Consider the following 17,750-nt stretch of genomic DNA (forward strand, 5'->3'; position numbering starts at 1 on the left):
GGGAAGGTTAGGCAAGCCTTCACTTGGTGTAGCATGGAGCCATCATGACCACCTCGCTCGAGATCCGCGGAGCCCGCGCTGCACGTCGTGCCGCGCGTCGCCGCGCCCACCACCTGGTGACGGCCGATGAGCACTCCCTCGCGGAGCTCGAGGCCTTCCTGGCCACGCTGCCCCTGTGTGCCTCCGGTCGCATCTTCATCGAGGTGCCCGAGGTGTCCGACATCGGCGTGATCGAGGCACCCGGTCGCATGACGGTCACCTGGCTCGCGCGTGGACAGCGCTCGGGAACCCCGGGCAGCGGTCGCGCCTGCGCCGCGGGACAGGCGCTCGCCCGTGCCACCTGCGCCTGGGCCGACGAGATGATGTGCGACGACGAGGTGGAGACCCACGTCACGCTGCTGGGCGGCTACCTCGGCACGGCCGACATCGTCGAGCACCTCACCGGCGCCCTCGGCATCGCCCCCGGTCTGATCCACGCACCGGAGCGCTTCGGCCTCCTGCCGATCGCGCGCTGACTCAGCGCGGACGACGGACGTAGTTGCCGTCTTCCAGCCCCGCCTCGATCTCGAAGCGGTTGCGCAGCGGGTCGCGCCCCGCGAACAGGTACAGCACCGGCATCAGGAACCCGTAGCGCAGCCACTGCTCCTTGTGCACCGCCTCGTGTCGCAGGACCGCGTCGCTCGGCGGTTCGTCACCGGTGAGGAAGCAGCCACCGACGCACACGCCGCCACGGTTGAACGTCCACGAGGGCATGCCGCGGAAGATCCACAGGCCGTTGCGTCGCTCGACCCGCCCCGTGCTCCACAGGGAGCCCCAGAGCCAGCCGACGGCTGTGCCCCAGGCGTAGCCCAGGCGGCTGATGGGGGAGCGCAGCAAGAACGCGGGGATGCGACGATCCGCACGCCGCCCGCGGCGCAGCCGTTCGGCGGCCTCGTCCTGCCAGCCCTCCGGCGGCGTCACGCGACCGCTCCGACCAGGCGCAGCAGCGCGCCCAGATCGTCGACCGCGTCGGCCGGGGACCGCGGCGCGAAGCCGGCGATCGTCGCCCCGGCCAGCGGGATGCTCTCCCGCAGGCGGCGGATGGCGGCGCTCAGGGCGGCGGGGGACACCCCGAACGGCACCGCGGAGGACACTCCGGCGAAGGCGGCGGGGTCGAGCACGTCGACGTCGATGTGCACCCACACGCGGCGGGCGCCCGTGGCCCGCACCGCGGCGGCCAGTGCGTCCGGATCGTCGAGATCGGCGACCGACAGACCGGTGAGCGCGGCGAGCGGATCGACCTCGGCGTCGTCGACGTTGCGGACACCCACGGTCACCACGCGCTCCCGCGGCACACCGGGGGACAGCGCGAGCTGCTCCTCGCCCTCGCCGAGCACCGCGCGCAGCGCCATGCCCGAGAAGGCACCGGACGGGGAGGTCTCCGGCGTGTGCAGGTCGGCATGCGCGTCGCACCACACGACCGCCACATCGTCCGTCCCCCCGGGGAGCGCGTCGAGTGCCGCGACCGTGATGCTGCAGTCGCCGCCGATCAGCACCGTGTCGGCCGTGAGGTGCTCGCGCACCAGCTCGCGCGTCCGCTGCAGGGCGCTGAGGCGTCGCACCCCCGTCCCGAGGGACTCGCCCGCCTCGACGGGCACCTCCAGCACAGTGGTCGCCGCGCGCGGGAGATCGCCGGCGATCGCCGACGCCCCGTCGACCAGGAGCATCGCCCGCGCGGCGGGCGAACCCTGCCACTGCGGCACGACGAGGAAGCGGACCATGGGAAGACCTCTCGACAGCGGAAGTGCTGATGCCCCGGGCACGCGGCCCGGGGCATCAGCGAGGGATCAGGAACCTTCGAGTGCCTGACGGGGAGCAGCGCCCCCGGCCTTGAGCTCGGCCAGGCGCGCCTCGACCTCGGTCAGTTCGCCGAGGTCCTCCAGGCTCTCGAACTGCGCATCGAGGCTCGACGCGGCCAACTCGGCCTTGCCCTGCGCGATGGCCTCCTGGCGGCGGACCTTGTCCTCGAAGCGGCCCAGCTCGCTGGTCGGGTCGAGCACGTTGATCGAGCTCACCGCATCCTGCACCTTGGTCTGCGCCTCGGCGACCTTGGCGCGGGCGAGCAGCTCGCTGCGCTTGTTCTTGAGCTCGTTGAGCTTGTCCTTCATGCCGTTGAGGCCGGTCTTGAGCTTGTCGACGATCTCCGTCTGCGCGGCGATCTGCGGCTCCGCGCCGGTCGCCTCACGCTCGGCGCTGATCTGGCGCTGCAGGGCGATCTTGGCGAGGTTGTCGAACTTGTCGGCGTCGGCGGTGTTGCCGGCACCGCGCATCTCATCGGCCTTGCGGCTCGCGGCGAGGGCCTTGTTGCCCCACTCGGTGGCGGCCTGCACGTCTTCCTCGTGATCGCGCTCGAGCAGACGCAGGTTGCCGATGGTCTCCGCGATGGCGGACTCGGCGTCGGCGATGCTGTTGGTGTAGTCGCGGACGAGCTGGTCGAGCATCTTCTGCGGGTCTTCCGCAGAATCCAGGAGGGCGTTGATGTTCGCGCGGACGAGGGTGGAGATCCGTCCGAAGATGGACTGCTTGGCGGTCATGCGTGGTTCCTTTCAGAGGGTCGTCGTAAAGAGCGTGTCGTACGTGTCTGTGCGGGGGATCAGAAGCGTCGCCCCCCGGAGCGTCCGCGGCTGCCTCCGCCTCCGAAGCCGGAGCTGCGGAAACCGCCGCCGCCGGAGGAGCGCCAGCCGCTGCTGCTGCGACGCGAGGACCCGCCCCCGCCGCCCGCCAGCAGCCCGCCGATGATCCCGCCGAGGATGTCGCCGCCGATGCCGGAGCCGCCCGAGCCGGTCGAGCCGCCGAAGAGCCCGCCCCAGCTGTCGTCGGCGGCCACGGTCGGGCCGTACGAGCGCACGTCGGACTCGGCCGCCGCGGTCGCCTGTCTGGCGAGGTCGAGCGCCCTGGTCGCCTCGGCGAGTGCCCGCTCGACGTCAGTCGTGCGCAGGCTCAGCGCCTGCGTGAGTGCGGCCTCGGCGCTCGCGAGGCGCGTCCGCGCGGCGGAGCCGACCGTGCCGCGGCGGGTCTCGATGAACTCCCTCGTCGCGCGGATCTCGGAGTTCGCCTGGGCCAGCGTGGGCTCGAGCAGCTGTTGCGCACGGCGCGCGCGGTCGACGGCCTCTCGCCCCTGCGCGAGCGCGGCGTCGATCTGCGTGTTCGCGGCCGTGAGCGCGTCGAGTGCGCGCTGCGGATTCTTCGCCGTGCCCGTCAGATCGGCCTGCGCGACCTGCAGCTGCTGGGCGGTGGCGGAGGCCGCGGCGGCGATCGCGCCGGACGGGTCGGGCAGCTGCGCGGCGGCGGCGAGGTCGGACTGCAGCTCCGCGACCAGGGCGGTGGCGGCGCGCTGCGTGGCGGACAGCTCCGTGCCGAGCGCCACGATCGCCCGCACCAGTTGGCCGGCCTGCGCCACGGACTGCTCCGCGGTGCGGATCGCGAACGCCGCCTCGCCCGATCGCCCGGCGGCGATCGCCTGCTCGGCAGCCTGGATCGAGCGGTCGGCGAGGGCTGCACGCTCCTGCGCCTGCGTCGGGTTGTCGGCCACCGTGGCGAACGCGGCCGGATCGTACGCGGCCGAGAGCGCGGCGAGCGACGAGGCGGCGGTCGGCAGCAGCGGGGTCAGTGCGGCGCGCTCTCCGCGCACGCGCTCGAGCTCCTGCGGCGCGTTCTGCTCCAGCTGGCGCAGTGCGTCGAACGCCTCGGTGTTCTCGTCGAGCACGCGGTCGATCTCGTCGGCGAGCTGGATGATGCGGATGTGCCACGCCCGGCGGTCATGGACGGAGTCCTCGATCTCGTCGTCGAGCTTCTGCCGCAGGTCGAACGCCTCCGCGATCTTCGCCTTGGCCTCGTCGACCGCGCGCGTGAACTCGGCCGTCGCCCCGTCGCCGAACTGCGCCACCGCGAAGCCGAGCTCCTCGCGGCTGGACGTGATGGCGTCGTCGGCCTGCACGAGCGCGGCGCCGGCCTGCTGCTCGACCTGCGCGTCGGTGAGCGTGGAGAACGGGTCGGCGGGGTCGGGGGTCTCGGGCATCGCGCCGCGCTCGCGGATGGCGGCGTTGCGCCGCGCACGGCGGACGAGCGAGACCACGAGCCAGATCAGCAGCAGCACGACGACGACCGCGACCACGATGAGCGTCACCCGCAGGGCCCCCGCGCCGCCGTCGCCCTGGATCCGGTCGGCCGCGAGGGTGATCGCGCCCGCCCAGTCCCCGGCTCCCGCGAGCGGTGCGATGTCGTTCTCGATGCCGTCGAGCTGGCTGTTGCTCAGCGGACCGGAGGAGTCGGCGGAGATGTAGAGGCTGCGGCCGTCGACCGCGATCGCGAGCAGGTACTGCGACGGGCCGAGGTTGTTCGCCGACGCCACCGCGTCGGCCCAGTCCGCGCTGTCGGAGGGGTTGGTGAAGTCGTCGACGAGCACGACGAAGAGGTCGGCCGAGGAGTTGGCCGAGAGCTCCTGCAAGCGGGTCTCGACCGTGCTCTTCTCGGACGGGCTCAGGACCCCGGCCTGATCGGTGACGTACCCGGCGTCGAGCGTGAGCGGATCGGTGGCGGAGGCGGCGGACGTGCTGAACGTCCCGATCATCGCGGCCAGCAGAAGTGCGGCCAGCGCAAGCCACCGTTTCGTCATCGTGTTCCCTCCGACCGGCAGCCGAGCCCCATGTCACGAGTCTATGCACTGGGTACGACACGCGACAGCGCCGCGGGGCGCATCGCCGTTCGCCGTCAGCGGAGACACATACGCTGGAGGGCATGGACGACAGGTACGGATCGGATGTGCTGGCGTCGGGCTGGCGCGAACGCGGAGCGAAGCAGGTGCCGATCGTCCCGGCCGAGATCGACCTCGTGGTCGAGGTCGCCGCGGACGGCTACTGCGGCGCGGTGACGCGCGTGCAGGGCGGCACCGTCGAGCTCGAGGACTGGAAGGGGCGCAAGCGCCTCTTCCCGCTCGGCGGCGGCTTCCTGATCGACGGCGCGCCCGTGCGGCTGACCGTCCCCGCCGCGAAGGAGCAGGGACCGCGACGCACGGCCTCCGGCTCGTTCGCGGTCGCCGACCAGCGCGCCAGGACCGCGCTTCCCAGCCGCATCCTCGTCGAGGGACGCCACGATGCCGAGCTGGTCGAGAAGGTGTGGGGCGCCGACCTGCGGGTGGAGGGCGTCGTGGTGGAGTATCTGCAGGGCGTCGACCTGCTCGACGAGCTCCTCGCCGCCGAACCGCCCAGCCGCGAGCGGCGCTACGGCGTGCTGGTGGACCACCTCGTGCCGGGATCGAAGGAGTCGCGCATCGCCGAGGCCGTGGCCCGCGGTCCCCACGGTCGGCACGTGCGCATCGTCGGCCACCCGTTCGTCGACGTGTGGCAGTGCGTCACCCCGCGGGCGCTGGGCATCGCGGCGTGGCCCGAGATCCCGCGCGGCGTGGACTGGAAGACGGGCATCTGCCGCGCGTTCGGATGGCCGCACGAGACCCAGGCCGACACCGCGCGGGCCTGGCAGCACATCCTGTCCAAGGTCACCACGTATCGCGACCTCGAACCCGCGCTGCTCGGCCGTGTGGAGGAGCTGATCGACTTCGTCACGGAGCCGGCGGGCTAGCGCTCCGGTCCGGGCGGCGGAGCGCCGACGGCTACCCTGGAACCATGCCCGAACCCCGCACGTTCCGCGACGAACCGGTGTCTTTCGTGCGCCGCAGCGGCCGGATGTCCGACGCGCAGGAGCGCGCCTTCGCCGAGCTCGGCCCGCAGTACCTGCTGGACGTGCCGCGCGACGTGGCCTGGACCTCGGTGCACCCGGAAGCACGGCTCGACCCCGCGGCCGAGTACGGCAGGCACGCCGACCTGTACGTCGAGATCGGCTCGGGCCAGGGCCACGCGATCGTCGCCGCCGCGACCTCCCACCCGGACAACGACTTCCTGGCGGTCGAGGTGTTCCGGGCGGGACTCGCGCGAACCATGCTCGATGCCGACCGGGAGGGCGCGCGCAACCTCCGCGTGGTCGAGGCCAACGCGCCCGAGGTGCTGTCGTCGTACCTGCCCGAGGGTGCCGCGCGCGAGGTGTGGATCTTCTTCCCCGACCCCTGGCACAAGAAGCGGCACACCAAGCGCCGCCTCGTCCGTGCGGGCTTCGGGGCGACCGCGGCCAGGGCGCTGCGCGACGGCGGTCTGCTGCGGCTCGCGACCGACTGGGAGGACTATGCGCTCCAGATGCGCGAGGTGCTCGACGAGGATCCGCTCTTCGAGCGCGCGTTCGACGGTGAGTGGGCGGAGCGCTTCGACGGGCGCGTGATGACGGCCTTCGAGCGGAAGGGCATCGCGAAGGGACGCGACATCCGCGACCTCGTATACCGTCGGCGGGCGCGCGCGTGACCCTGCCCGCGACGGCCACCTCCCTCCGTGCGGGCGGCGTGGTGGCGGCCGCGCTCGTGTGCGCCGCGGCTCCGGCGTTCTTCGTGCTGGAACTGCCCTGGCTCGGGTGGCTGCTGCTCGCGGTCGGCGTCGCTGCGGCGTGGGTCGCGGAGCGCTCGGGGAACTCCCGACGGACGGACGCTGCGGAGGCGGGCGCGGTGCCGGAGGACGGGCGGCGACGGACCCCGTCGCTCACGCGCGACCTGTCGCTCATCGCGGTCGGCATGCTGATCGTGAGCGTCATCCCGCTCGCCGCGGAGCTGGACAACCTCGCGATGCTGCGGTTCACCCTCGCGCTGGGCGGCGCGGTCGCCGTGCCGTACCTGATCTCCCGCTTCGTGTACCGCGACCGGGCGATCTCGTTCCCGTGGCGCACGGGGCGGCGCTGGGGGCGGCTCCAGTGGGGCTGGCTGGTGGCGGTGCTCGTGCTGGGCTGGCTGATCCTGCCGTACTACTTCATCAGCAGCGGCGTGTACCAGAACTGGCCGGTGGTCGACACGCCCGACCTCATCGCCCGCCTGTTCGTCGGCGTCGGCGCGGTCGGCATCTGGGACGAGTTGTTCTTCATCTGCACCGTCTTCGCCCTGCTGCGGCGGCACTTCCCGGACGCCCTGGCGAACGTGCTCCAGTCGATCGTGTTCGTGTCGTTCCTGTGGGAGCTCGGCTATCGCGAGTGGGGGCCGCTGCTGACCATCCCGTTCGCGCTGCTGCAGGGCTTCATCTTCCTCCGCACGCACTCTCTCGCCTACGTGGTGACCGTCCACCTGCTGTTCGACGCCGTCGTGTTCGCGGTCCTCGTGCACGCTCACAACCCCGGGCTGCTTCCGGTCTTCCTCGTGTGAGCGGCTTGCCCCGCAGCGCCTCGCGACGGGACAATCGGGTGTGCTCATCGTCGGACTCGTCCTCGCCGCGGCCGCTGCGGCCTTCCACGTCTTCATCTTCGCGCTCGAATCCCTGCGCTGGACCGAGCCGGAGACCCGCAAGATCTTCGGCGTCGCGAGCGAGGCCGACGCCGTGACCATGAAGCAGCTCGCGTTCAACCAGGGCTTCTACAACCTGTTCCTGGCGCTCACGACGCTGCTGGGCATCGGGCTCGTGATCGTCGGCGCCGTCACGGTGGGCGTGACGCTCGTGCTGGCCGGCACGGGAATGATGCTCGCCGCGGCCCTCGTCCTGGTGCTCTCCGATCGCTCGAAGGCACGCGCCGCGGCGATGCAGGGAACCCTGCCGCTGCTCGCCGTGCTCGCGACCGCGGTCGGGCTCGCCCTGGGCTGAGCCCGGCGCGAGGGGTGACTTTCCCGCGCGCAGCCGCCACACTCGGTGCATGGCCGAGTGGGTGCTGCACGTGGACATGGACCAGTTCATCGCCGCCGTCGAGGTGCTGCGCCGCCCCGAGCTCGCCGGTCGACCCGTGATCGTCGGCGGGCGCGGCGACCCCACCGAGCGCGCGGTCGTCTCCACCGCCTCCTATGAGGCGAGGGCTTACGGGATCGGCTCGGGCATGTCGTTGAAGATCGCCGCGCGCAAGGCGCCGGAGGACGCGGTGTTCCTGCCCGTCGACCACGAGGAGTACGAGCGGGCGTCGGACGCGGTGATGTCGGCGCTGCGGGGGCTGCCGGGCGTGGTGGTGGAGGTGCTCGGCTGGGACGAGTGCTTCCTCGGTGTCTCTACCGACGACCCGGAAGGGGTCGCGCGGGCGGCGCAGGCGGCGGTGCGGGAGGCGACTGCACTGCACTGCTCGGTCGGCATCGGGGACAACAAGGTGCGCGCCAAGATCGCGACCGAGTTCGGAAAGCCGCGGGGGGTGTTCCGCCTCACGTCCGACAACTGGTTCGAGGTGATGGGGGAGCGCGGGACGAGAGAGCTGTGGGGGATCGGCCCCAAGGTGCAGAAGCGTCTGGCCGGGCACGGCATCACGACCGTGCGCGAGCTGGCCGACGCGGACGAGCAGGAGCTGATCGCCGAATTCGGGCCGCGGATGGGCGTGTGGTACCACGGCCTCGGCTCCGGGCTCGGGCCCACCGCGGTCGACGACACCCCCTGGGTCGCCCGCAGCCACAGCCGGGAGACCACCTACCAGCAGAACCTCACGACGCCCGAGCAGGTGGAGGCGGCGCTCCGGGAGCTCGCCGGACAGGCCTTCGACGACTGCGCGAAGGAGGGGCGGGCCGTCGTGCGTGTGCACCTCAAGGTGCGCTACGCCCCGTTCGACACCAAAACCTTCGGCCACAAGCTGCCCGCCCCCGCCACCTGCCGCGACGAGGTGGTGGCGGAGGCCCTGCGGCTCGGCGCCACCCTCGACCCCGCGCGGGAGGTGAGGCTGCTCGGCGTGCGGGCGGAGATGACGCCGCCGGACACCCCGGACACGGTGGAGCGTACCCCCGTGCGCGGCCGCCTCTGACCTCAGTCGCGGATGACCGCGGCGACCGCGCTCACCTCGATGAGGGCGCCGGGGACCCCGAGCCCTGCCACGAGGGCGGCTGTCACGAGCGGCGGCGCCCCCTCGCGCGCCAGCGTGGGTGCCACGGCACCGTACGCGGCGCGGAGATCGGCATCCTGATGGATCAGGATCGTCCAGCTGAGGACGTCGTCGAGCGACGCGCCCGCCGACTCGAGCGCCACCCGCGCGTTCTGCACCGCGCGCACGGACTGGTCCCCGACGTCGGTCGAGACGACGGCACCGGACTCGTCGACGCCGTTCTGGCCCCCGACGTAGATGGTCGTCGCCCCGGGAGGCACGACCGCGACATGGCTGAAGGCCGGGCTGGCCACGAGGCCGGCCGGCTGCGTGAGTGTGATCTGCATGCGCGCATCCTCCTCCCGGCCACCGACATCGGCATTCAGACCCGGGTCCGCTGCCACGTCGGCCGACCGTGGAGCGTGCGGATGGTCCACGGACCGTGAGGGCGCGCGGCGGGGTTCGCGCCCCCACGACCGTGCCCTTCGAGAGGGCCCCAGACGATCGCGAGATCGAGCACGTCGGTGCCGTCGGACTTCGGCGGCACGGTGGGACGATACTCGCGGTGGGAGCGCTGCCGCACCGGGTGGCGCGCGAGTTCACCCGGGTGATCGGCGGGGCGGCCCGGCCGGAAGCGCGCGGCGCGTCGGTCCACCGCAGTACGCTTCCCTCACGGTGGAGGGAGAACGGATGGGCGCGAGGCGCAGGCCGCCCTGGCTGCTCAGCACTCTCGACGGGTATCGACGCGGATGGGTGACGGGCGACGTCGTCGCCGGTCTCGCCGCGGGAGCCGTGGTCGTGCCGCAGGCGATGGCCTATGCGACGATCGCCAACCTCCCCGTGCAGGTGGGCCTCTACACGTGCATCGTGCCGATGCTGGTGTACGCGGTGCTGGGCGGCAGTCGCGCCATGAGCGTGTCGACCACGTCGACCATCGCCACGCTGACCGCCACGACCCTGGTCTCGGCCGGGGTCGCCGCGGGGTCGGACGACGCCCTCGGCTCGCTCATGATGCTCACGCTCCTCGTGGGCGCGATCCTGCTGCTGGCGCGGCTGTGCCGCCTCGGGAGCCTGGTGGAGAACATCAGCGGGGCGACCGTTCTGGGGCTCAAGATCGGGGTCGGTGCGACCGTGGCCGTCGGGCAGCTGCCGAAACTCCTGGGAGAGACGTTCGACTTCTCCGGACACGGCTTCCTGCGGTCGCTCGTCGCCGTGGGCGAGGCGGCGGCGAGTGTGAACCCGGCGACCGTGCTGCTGTCGGCCGGATCGATCGCGGTGCTGCTGCTGTGCCGCCGCTTCCTCCCCCGGGTCCCCGGCGCCCTGGTGGTCGTGCTCGGCGGCATCCTCCTGGTGGGCCTGGGCCACATCGACCGGCTCGGAGTCGATCTGATCGAACCGGTCCCCAGCGGCCTTCCCGTGCCCGGGGTGCCCGACTTCGCACAGGCTCCCGTCCTCGTTCCCGGTGCCCTCGCGATCGCCGTGATGGCGTTCCTCGAGTCGGCGGCGGTCGCCCGCAGCCTGCGACGGCCCGCCGAGCCTCCGATCGACAGCGACCAGGAGCTGCTCGCCACGGGCGCGGCCAACACGGTCGGCTCGTTCTTCGCCGCGATGCCGGCCGCCGGGGGCTTCTCCCAGAGCGCGGTGAACCAGGGCGCCGGGGCGCGCACCCAACTCGCGACGCTCGTCACCGTGGTCCTCGCGGTGCTCGTGGCGCTGTTCCTCGGCCCGGTCCTGAGCCTGCTGCCGGAGGCCACCCTCGCCGCGCTGGTGTTCATCGCGGTCGTCGGACTGGTCGACGTGCCGCAGCTCGTGCGCTGGTTCCGGATCAGCCGCACGGACTTCTGGATCGCGACCGCGGTCGCGGTGATCGGACTGACGGCCGGGCTGCTCCCGGCCGTCGCGATCGGGGTGGTCGTGACGCTGATCCTGGTGCTGCGCGAGCTGAACGTGCCGCGGGTGCGCGTGACGACGCGCGTGGGCCCCGTGGTCGCGATCGAGCTGGAGCGGGGACTGTACACCGCGAACGCCCTCGCGAACGAACGGCTCGTGCTCGACACCGTCGCGGGTCTGCAGCCCCCGGTGACCGCGGTGGTGCTCGGGCTGCAGCAGCAGACGGCGGTGTCCATCACCGTGCTCGACGCGCTGGAGGAACTGGATCGCGAGCTCGCGCAGCGGGGGGTGACGATGCACGTCGCGGCCCTGCCTGACGGGGCGGCGGAGGTCGCCGGGCGGGTGCCCTGGTTCGCGGGACTGGAACGGCACGGACGGGTGCACGCGACCGTCGACATCGGGGTGGGCACCGCCGGCGGCGTGCAGGGCGACGCGCACCCGGATGACGCCCGGGACGACCGCTGACCCGCGCGAGGGGGAGGCCGCGGCGGGCCGACACGGCGCGGCGCTGATCTGGCGGGGCCGCGGTCCCTCATCGCGGGCGTCGGCGGGTCGGGGCGTCGGCCCGCCGTGAGCAGGGGCATGCCCTTGCGGAACCGCTCTCATCGGGGAATATACTGCCGCCGAGGGGGAGAGCCGCTTCAGGATCGGGGGGACCGATGACGGAAGATGCTCACCACGGAGGTGGGACGACCAGTCCCATCCCCACATCGATGAAGGGCGAGGTACGGAGGGAACGACTGCTGACCCGGCTCAGCGCCGCGATGGACGAGCCGTGGTCGCTCACGCTCGTGGGCGCGCCGGCCGGCGCCGGCAAGACGCGGCTGCTCGCGCAGTGGTCGCGTGAGCTGCGCGAGCACGCCGACGTCGAGGTCGTGTGGGTCGCGATGGAGCGCGGCGACGGCGTCGACACCCTGATCGCGGGTCTCGAACGGATCCCCGATCCCGCACTGCAGCGCGGCTTCGCCCGCGTGCCCCGCGGTCACGGGGCGGCCACCATGCGCGGACTCGCCAGGGCGCTCGACGCGGCCCGCAGACGGATCGTGATCATCGTCGACGACGTGCACCACCTTCAGGACGACGAGTCCGCCCACCTGATGTCGGTGTTCGTGCAGACGGTCCCCGGTGACGTGCACGTCGTGCTGTCCGGTCGCGGCACGCGCATGATCCCGCTGGCCCGTCGTCGGCTCAGCGGCATCGCTCTCGAACTCGACGGTGCTGCCCTGGCGTTCCGTCCACACGAGATCCAGGCGTTCTTCGCGCTCCGCGACCTGCACCTGAACCCGAGCGAGATCGCCGCGCTGCTGACCCGCACCGCGGGGTGGGCCGCGGCGCTGCAGCTCATGATGCTCAACGCCCCCGGCGGGGGCCCGGTCGGGGCCTACCCGCTCCGGGGAGACGACCCCGACGTGGTCGACTACTTCGTGGAGGAGGTCTTCGGAGACCTCAGTGACGAGCTGCGCGGCTTCCTGGAGACGACGGCCGTCCCCGAGTCGTTCACGACCGCACTCGCGACCGCCCTCTGCGGCAGCGCACGCGCGGGCGCTCTGATCGAGCGGTTGCTGCGGCTCAACGTGCTCGCCGGCCCGGACGGCGCGGACCCCCCGCGGTACCACTACCACCCGCTGCTGCGCGCTTTCCTACTCGGGCGCCTGCGCGCCAGGGGCAGCAGCGAGCCCGCCCGGCTCGAGGGCATCGCGTCGGCGTGGTTCGACGGGCAGGGAGAAGCCCTTCCCGCACTGGTCCACGCCGTGCGCAGCGGAGAGGAGTTCTGCGTCTCGGCGATCCTCCGTCGCAGCGGCATGCAGCTCGTGCTCGACGGCCACCCCGACGAGGTCGTCGCGGCGACCGGGGAGCTGACCGCGCAGCGCCGCGCGGAGCCGGGGGTGCGGATGCTGATCGCGGCGGCCGAGCTCACCCGCGGGAACGCGTCCGCGGCGGTCGCGGCGCTGTCGTCGACGCCGGAGACGGACGAGTCGGACGTGCACCGGGCGTGGAGGCGGGGGCTCGCGCTGCACACGGCACTGCGCCGAGGGGGGATCGACGACGCGCTCGCCGCGGTGGGCTCGGAGCTCCGCACGCCGACGGGCGAGGAGCGGATCGACGCCTACGCGACGCTGCAGCTCGCGATGGCCCAGCTCTTCACCGGCCGGCTGGAGCAGTCCGAGGTGTCGGCCAGACGGGCGGCCGACCTGGCGCGGGCGATCGGTGCCGTATCGGCGGAGCTGCAGGCGGAGACCGCGCTCCTCACGGCAGCCCTGTTCCGCGGGCGGCTGCGCGAGGTGATGGATGCGAGTGCGGCCCTGGACGAGCGGTGGCATGAGCTCGGCGCACCGGACAACGCGTTCGTCGAGGTCGCCCGGGTGTGGCGATCGTGGGTGCCGTACGAGGCCATGAACCTGCTCGACGCGAGTCCGGCGCTGCTGCCGTCGGCGCGGGTCCTCGACGCGGGAGGGGAGACCGCGATCGCGCGGGGGCTGCACGGGTTGCAGGCACTGCTCGCCGCGGACGCGGTCGACGACGCCCACGCCGCGGCCATGGCGCTGTTCGACTTCCTTGCGCCGCGGGAGGACCTCCCGTTGCCGGTGCACTGGTACGCCATGATGGCGCCGTTCGTGGTGCACGCGTTCCACCGTCTGAACGAGCCCACGATCCGCGACCGCTTCATCGACGAGGTGGAGGCGGCGCTCGGCGAGACCGGGGACGTGCTGGTCCTCCGTGCGCTCGCCGCGATGCACGACCGACGGCCCGGTGTCGCGCGCGGAGCCCTCGTCCCGGTGCTGGAGGGGGCCGCACGCTGCCTGCTGCCGGCGTCGATGATCGACGCCTGGCTGGTGGAGTCGCACCTCGACGTGGAGGACGCCGAGCCGGATCGGGCGCAGTTCGCCCTCGCCACCGCGCTCGCGCTCGCCGAGCCGGAGGACCACGTCCGCCGGGTCGCGGAGGCCGGGACGGTCGTGACGCAGCTGCTGGCGGCGCGAGCGACCCCCGGTTCGCGCACCCGGTTCGCCGACCGCGTGCGCGAGCGGTTCACCGCCGCCGGCGTCCTGGCGGAGGAGGAGCTGACGCACCGCGAGCGCATCGTGCTGGCCGCCCTGTGCCGCAACGCCACGCTGCGGGAGATCGCCGCGCAGGAGTACATCTCCCCGAACACGGTCAAGACGCACGTGCGCAACATCTACCGCAAGCTCGGCGTGTCCGACCGCGAGGGGGTGACGGCGGCCGCCCACGCGCTCGGCATCGGGTGATCCCCGACTCGTCGCGAGGCGGTCACAGCGGTCCCGCGTCGTTCCCGTTCCCGCGCTCCGGCTGCGGCGACTCAGAACGCGGCGATGCCCTTGCCGATCATCGACACGCCGATGACGAGGAGGAGCACGGCCATGATGACCGCGTTCTCCTGGGCGAGCCAGCCGCGCAGGGCGTCGAGCGGGCCCCGCAGCCGCTCGGCCGCGACCAGGTACCCCACCACCGGTACGAGGACCGTCGACGCGGCGATCAGCGTGAACACGCCGATCACCACGACCAGGGCCCCGCCGTCCAGGCCGGCCGCGCCGATGTCCACCCCCGCTCCCGCCGCCATCAGCAGGTTCTTCGGGTTCACGGCGGAGAGCAGGAATCCGAGCCCGAGTGCCATCGGGAACCGCATCGTGTCGATCGCCTTCATCCACGCCGGCATGCTGGCGGTGCGACCGGCGCCGGGGCGACGGCGCCACTGTCCCACCGCGAGCAGCAGCAGGCCGACGCCGAGCAGCAGCTGCACCGTGCCGCGGATGGGTCGCGAGGCGTCGGGGTCCTGCTCGGGGAGCACGGCGGACAGCAGCGTGAACACGCTCACGGCGACCACGATGCCCGCGATCCAGCCCAGGAGGAAGCCCACGCTCGTGACGCGCGCCTTGGGCGACAGCAGCATCAGGATCGCCGCGATGATGGGGATCGGGCTGATCGCGATGCCGAGCGCGAGGGGGAGGACACTTCCGATGGCGGCTCCCATGGGTCTACCTCTCGTCGGGCGCCGGCTCGGGGGCCGACGCGGTCAGGGCGGCGATCGCCGCGCGGTTGGTGGCGTGCAGCGGCTCGCCGTCGAGCAGGTCCAGCTCGGACAGCCGCCGCCAGGTGTTCGCGCGCACGCGGCTGAACGACAGCGAGATCGAGCGGTCGGCGAGCCAGCGTTTGAGAGCGGCGAACGACTCGGCGCCCGTGACGTCGACGTCGGTCACGGCCTCCATGTCGACGACGAGGTGCTGCACCGCGCCGTCGCCCGCGGCCCGGATCGCCTCCTTCACCGCGGACGTGAACACCGTGCCGTTGGCGAAGAAGAGCGGCGCGGCCAGGCGCACCACGATGATGCCCGGTGCCGTCGTCGTTCCGGACGGCGCGTCCTCCAGCAGCGACTCCGCCGGATCGCCCGAGGCCTCCAGCACGTCGATCGCGGGGGAGGCCGCGCGCTTGGCGAGGTTGATGAGGGCCAGCACGAACGCGACGAGGATCCCGGGGATCGAGCCGATCAGGAGCGTGACGAGGAAGCAGACCGCGCCGATCAGGAACTCGAACCGGTCCTTGCGCCACAGGTCGATGAACTCCCGCACGCCCAGCAGCGGGATGATCGCGACGCCCACGATCGCCCCGATCGCCGGTGAGGGGATGTCCTCCAGCAGCGCCGTCCCGAACAGCAGCAGCAGCAGGGTGCCGACGGCGAGCACGACCGAGGGCAGCTGCGTGCGCGAGCCCGCCTGGTCCATCGCGGCCGTGCGCGACGTGGACGAGCCGACCGCGAAGCTGCCCTGCGCGCCGGCTGCGACGTTCGCGACCCCGAACGCGAGCAGGTCGCGGTTGGCTCGGAACGGGTACCCGTGCTTCTCCGCGTACGACCGCGACACCAGCAGGCCCTCGGCCGTGGTGACCAGGGTGAGCGCGATCGCGGACGGCACGAGCGCCAGCCACGTGCCCCAGTCCAGCACGGGCCACGTCAGCGCGGGGGGACCGGCGGGGACGGCGCCCAGCACGTCGACCCCGCGGTCGTCGAGTCCCGCCAGCAGCACGAGCACGGTCGTGAGGATCAGGACGACGAGTGCCCACGGGACCGCGCGCAGGAAGGCCTTCCCGATCAGAAGGACCGCGACCGAGCCGGCGGCGATCAGCAGGGACCAACCGTTGAGCGTGGGCAGTCCGCCGATCAGCGCAACTGCCTTCTCGGGGAACTCGGCACCGGAGTCGATCTTCACGCCCAGCATCTTGGCGATCTGGCTCACCATGATGTCCAGCGCGAGGCCGCCCACGAAGCCGACCAGGATCGGTTTCGACAGGAAGTCGGCGAGGAAGCCGAGCCGGAACACCGCCAGGAGCACGAACATCAGCCCGGACAGCACGGCCTGCGCGAGTGCGAGCGTGGCGTAGTCGGCGCTCCCGGCCACGGCCAGCCCGCCGACGGACGAGGCGACGAGCGCGGCCGCCGCCGCGTCGGGAGAGGCGACGAGCTGCCGCGACGACACGACCAGCGCGTACAGCACGGTGGGGACGATCAGCGCGTAAAGCCCGGCGGTCGCGGGCAGCCCGGCGATCTGGGCGTATCCGATGTTCAACGGGATGGCGATCGCGAGCAGGGTGACGCCCGCCGTCAGCTCCGTGAGGGCGTTGCGCGCCGTCAGACCGGCGAGCGGTCGTTGCATCCCCGCCTCCTCTCGCCGCGGCACCGAGCGCCGCGCGTCCACCCTTCCACCGCGGCGTGTGCCCTCGCCAGCGGGATCGGTCAAGCTCCCCCTGGTGATTTCCGGTCGGGCTCTGCGGCGGCGTCGGGCTCCGGTCGTGCGGGAACGGTCGGGGGCGGAGCGGCCGAGCGGTCGCCGGACAGCCAGCGCAGCCAGGTGCTGCCGGGGTCGACCTCCAGCACCAGGGTGCGTACGACCAGCGTGAGCGGCACGGCGAGGATCGCCCCGAGCGGACCGATCACGAACGTCCAGAACACCACCGAGAAGAAGCTCAGCGTCAGGCTCAGGTCGACCGCGTCGCTCACGAACTTCGGCTGCACGAGAACCTGCAGCACGACGTTGACGACGCAGTACACCGCGACGACGGCGAGAAGGAGGGGCCAGCCGCCCACCACGAGCGCCAGCACCGCGGGCGGGATGAGGCCGAGCACAAACCCGATGTTCGGCACGAAGTTCGTCACGAACGCGAGGATCGCCCAGACGAGCGGCGCTGGCACGCCCATCCACCACAGGGCGAGCCCGTCGATCACGGCGACGATCGCGCCGAAGATCGCGTTGACGACGAAGTAGCGGCGCACGCGCGGTTCAGTCGGGTGATGCGCTCGATCGACGCCCGACGCGTCGTCCCGAACACCTCGCCCGCCCGCTGGTATCGGGCCGCGTCGACCGCGAGGAACACGATGTACGCGCACACGAAGAACAGTGCGGTCGCGACGCCGACCACGGTGCCGCCCACCCGGCTCGCGGCGGCGAGGAGCGTCTCGGGGTCGAGGACGGAGGCCGCGGTGTCGGTCGCGGCGTCCTCGAGCCCGAGCGACTGCAGCAGTGCGACCAGGTCGTCGGCCGTGCGACGGAGGCTGCCGTCCGTCGCGAGGTCGCCGATCAGCCCGGCGAACTGGATCCCGGCGAGCCACAGCAGGGCGCCCATCGCCACGAGGATCGCGATCGACACCACGATCACGGCGGTGGATCCCGTCCACGCCGGCCAGCCGCGCCGCCCGAAGGGACGGCGCACGGGATCGCACACCACGACGATGACGACGGCGAGGGCGAGGGGGCTGAACACGTCCCGCGCGACGGAGAGGCCCGCGAGCGCGACGGCACCGGCGGCGAGGGCCAGCAGGACGCGCAGGGAGGGGGACAGGGAGCCGTCGATGACGCGTTCGGGGGAGGTGGGGGAGGTGGTCACGCGGTCAGCGTAGCCGCGCGCGGGGGCGTGCGCCGTGGCCCGTCCTTCTCATCCGGGTGAGAATCCTCGCGGTCCGCATGCGG

At 72.6% G+C, this 17,750-nt stretch carries 17 protein-coding genes; 8 read left to right on the forward strand and 9 right to left on the reverse strand.

The window, feature by feature from the left end:
* Nucleotides 1-44 precede the first annotated feature (44 nt).
* On the forward strand, nucleotides 45-515 hold the full coding sequence (locus tag ACFWCH_RS12260; RefSeq protein WP_136044548.1) for an SIP domain-containing protein: 471 nt from the start codon (nucleotides 45-47) through the stop codon (nucleotides 513-515).
* Between the two features lies 1 nt (nucleotide 516).
* On the opposite strand, the gene ACFWCH_RS12265 is transcribed toward ACFWCH_RS12260, so the two are convergent.
* From ACFWCH_RS12265 to ACFWCH_RS12280, 4 genes are all read right to left on the reverse strand, one after another.
* Complete coding sequence (locus tag ACFWCH_RS12265; protein WP_240744603.1) at nucleotides 517-960, reverse strand: Fe-S oxidoreductase; 444 nt, start codon at nucleotides 958-960, stop codon at nucleotides 517-519.
* Entirely contained in the window at nucleotides 957-1,760 is an 804-nt protein-coding gene (locus ACFWCH_RS12270; protein WP_247638626.1) for an arginase family protein, read from the reverse strand. The genes ACFWCH_RS12265 and ACFWCH_RS12270 overlap by 4 nt, the downstream gene beginning before the upstream one ends.
* 66 nt (nucleotides 1,761-1,826) lie before the next feature.
* Nucleotides 1,827-2,573 (reverse strand): PspA/IM30 family protein, encoded by a 747-nt coding sequence (locus ACFWCH_RS12275; RefSeq protein ID WP_136032592.1) that lies wholly within the window; start codon nucleotides 2,571-2,573, stop codon nucleotides 1,827-1,829.
* A gap of 59 nt (nucleotides 2,574-2,632) precedes the next feature.
* A complete protein-coding gene (locus ACFWCH_RS12280) occupies nucleotides 2,633-4,654 on the reverse strand; it encodes a TPM domain-containing protein (protein ID WP_366626845.1) in 2,022 nt (673 codons plus the stop codon).
* A gap of 122 nt (nucleotides 4,655-4,776) precedes the next feature.
* On the opposite strand from ACFWCH_RS12280, the gene ACFWCH_RS12285 reads away from it, so the two are divergent.
* The 5 genes from ACFWCH_RS12285 to ACFWCH_RS12305 are packed head-to-tail and all read left to right on the forward strand — an operon-like array spanning nucleotide 4,777 to nucleotide 8,826.
* Entirely contained in the window at nucleotides 4,777-5,616 is an 840-nt protein-coding gene (locus ACFWCH_RS12285) for a DUF3097 domain-containing protein (RefSeq protein ID WP_136045978.1), read from the forward strand.
* A 44-nt stretch (nucleotides 5,617-5,660) separates the two neighbouring features.
* Nucleotides 5,661-6,386: a tRNA (guanosine(46)-N7)-methyltransferase TrmB gene (gene trmB, locus ACFWCH_RS12290; RefSeq protein WP_378803603.1), complete on the forward strand. Its 726-nt coding sequence runs from the start codon at nucleotides 5,661-5,663 to the stop codon at nucleotides 6,384-6,386.
* The gene (locus ACFWCH_RS12295) at nucleotides 6,383-7,267 is read left to right on the forward strand and encodes a CPBP family intramembrane glutamic endopeptidase (protein ID WP_168387309.1); all 885 of its coding nucleotides are present in this window, start codon (nucleotides 6,383-6,385) and stop codon (nucleotides 7,265-7,267) included. Before trmB ends, ACFWCH_RS12295 begins: the two co-directional genes overlap by 4 nt.
* 40 nt (nucleotides 7,268-7,307) lie before the next feature.
* Nucleotides 7,308-7,700, forward strand: coding sequence for a DUF1304 domain-containing protein (locus ACFWCH_RS12300; protein ID WP_136035636.1), 393 nt, complete (start codon nucleotides 7,308-7,310; stop codon nucleotides 7,698-7,700).
* 49 nt (nucleotides 7,701-7,749) lie between these two features.
* Complete coding sequence (locus ACFWCH_RS12305) at nucleotides 7,750-8,826, forward strand: DNA polymerase IV (protein ID WP_378803604.1); 1,077 nt, start codon at nucleotides 7,750-7,752, stop codon at nucleotides 8,824-8,826.
* 2 nt (nucleotides 8,827-8,828) lie between these two features.
* Here the strand turns inward: ACFWCH_RS12305 and ACFWCH_RS12310 are convergent, their stop codons facing one another.
* Nucleotides 8,829-9,230, reverse strand: a complete 402-nt coding sequence (locus ACFWCH_RS12310) for a RidA family protein (protein ID WP_136032581.1) — start codon at nucleotides 9,228-9,230, stop codon at nucleotides 8,829-8,831.
* Nucleotides 9,231-9,573: 343 nt separating this feature from the next.
* On the opposite strand from ACFWCH_RS12310, the gene ACFWCH_RS12315 reads away from it, so the two are divergent.
* Together ACFWCH_RS12315 and ACFWCH_RS12320 are read left to right on the forward strand one after the other, a co-directional pair.
* Nucleotides 9,574-11,238: a SulP family inorganic anion transporter gene (locus ACFWCH_RS12315; protein WP_378803605.1), complete on the forward strand. Its 1,665-nt coding sequence runs from the start codon at nucleotides 9,574-9,576 to the stop codon at nucleotides 11,236-11,238.
* 248 nt (nucleotides 11,239-11,486) lie between these two features.
* Nucleotides 11,487-14,021, forward strand: a complete 2,535-nt coding sequence (locus ACFWCH_RS12320; protein WP_378803606.1) for a LuxR C-terminal-related transcriptional regulator — start codon at nucleotides 11,487-11,489, stop codon at nucleotides 14,019-14,021.
* A 71-nt stretch (nucleotides 14,022-14,092) separates the two neighbouring features.
* Here the strand turns inward: ACFWCH_RS12320 and ACFWCH_RS12325 are convergent, their stop codons facing one another.
* The 4 genes from ACFWCH_RS12325 to ACFWCH_RS12340 all read right to left on the reverse strand — a co-directional run bounded on the left by ACFWCH_RS12325 (nucleotide 14,093) and on the right by ACFWCH_RS12340 (nucleotide 17,667).
* The gene (locus ACFWCH_RS12325; RefSeq protein ID WP_378803607.1) at nucleotides 14,093-14,764 is read right to left on the reverse strand and encodes a GAP family protein; all 672 of its coding nucleotides are present in this window, start codon (nucleotides 14,762-14,764) and stop codon (nucleotides 14,093-14,095) included.
* 4 nt (nucleotides 14,765-14,768) lie between these two features.
* Nucleotides 14,769-16,439, reverse strand: coding sequence for a SulP family inorganic anion transporter (locus ACFWCH_RS12330; RefSeq protein ID WP_378803608.1), 1,671 nt, complete (start codon nucleotides 16,437-16,439; stop codon nucleotides 14,769-14,771).
* Between the two features lie 80 nt (nucleotides 16,440-16,519).
* Nucleotides 16,520-17,056 carry an AI-2E family transporter gene (locus ACFWCH_RS12335; protein ID WP_378803609.1) on the reverse strand — a complete coding sequence of 179 codons (537 nt, stop codon included), beginning with the start codon at nucleotides 17,054-17,056 and terminating at the stop codon, nucleotides 16,520-16,522.
* On the reverse strand, nucleotides 17,005-17,667 hold the full coding sequence (locus tag ACFWCH_RS12340; RefSeq protein WP_378803610.1) for an AI-2E family transporter: 663 nt from the start codon (nucleotides 17,665-17,667) through the stop codon (nucleotides 17,005-17,007). Before ACFWCH_RS12340 ends, ACFWCH_RS12335 begins: the two co-directional genes overlap by 52 nt.
* Between the last annotated feature and the right edge of the window lie 83 nt (nucleotides 17,668-17,750).

The organism is Microbacterium sp. NPDC060132 (assembly GCF_042729675.1).
Classification (GTDB): domain Bacteria; phylum Actinomycetota; class Actinomycetes; order Actinomycetales; family Microbacteriaceae; genus Microbacterium; species Microbacterium sufflavum.

Coding starts and splice junctions, on each gene's coding strand:
- ACFWCH_RS12325 (WP_378803607.1), bottom strand. CDS start 14,764: ATGGGAGCCGCCATCGGAAGTGTCCTCCCCCTCGCGCTCGGCATCGCG.
- ACFWCH_RS12270 (WP_247638626.1), bottom strand. CDS start 1,760: ATGGTCCGCTTCCTCGTCGTGCCGCAGTGGCAGGGTTCGCCCGCCGCG.
- ACFWCH_RS12315 (WP_378803605.1), top strand. CDS start 9,574: ATGGGCGCGAGGCGCAGGCCGCCCTGGCTGCTCAGCACTCTCGACGGG.
- trmB (WP_378803603.1), top strand. CDS start 5,661: ATGCCCGAACCCCGCACGTTCCGCGACGAACCGGTGTCTTTCGTGCGC.
- ACFWCH_RS12275 (WP_136032592.1), bottom strand. CDS start 2,573: ATGACCGCCAAGCAGTCCATCTTCGGACGGATCTCCACCCTCGTCCGC.
- ACFWCH_RS12285 (WP_136045978.1), top strand. CDS start 4,777: ATGGACGACAGGTACGGATCGGATGTGCTGGCGTCGGGCTGGCGCGAA.
- ACFWCH_RS12320 (WP_378803606.1), top strand. CDS start 11,487: ATGAAGGGCGAGGTACGGAGGGAACGACTGCTGACCCGGCTCAGCGCC.
- ACFWCH_RS12305 (WP_378803604.1), top strand. CDS start 7,750: ATGGCCGAGTGGGTGCTGCACGTGGACATGGACCAGTTCATCGCCGCC.
- ACFWCH_RS12260 (WP_136044548.1), top strand. CDS start 45: ATGACCACCTCGCTCGAGATCCGCGGAGCCCGCGCTGCACGTCGTGCC.
- ACFWCH_RS12310 (WP_136032581.1), bottom strand. CDS start 9,230: ATGCAGATCACACTCACGCAGCCGGCCGGCCTCGTGGCCAGCCCGGCC.
- ACFWCH_RS12330 (WP_378803608.1), bottom strand. CDS start 16,439: ATGCAACGACCGCTCGCCGGTCTGACGGCGCGCAACGCCCTCACGGAG.
- ACFWCH_RS12280 (WP_366626845.1), bottom strand. CDS start 4,654: ATGACGAAACGGTGGCTTGCGCTGGCCGCACTTCTGCTGGCCGCGATG.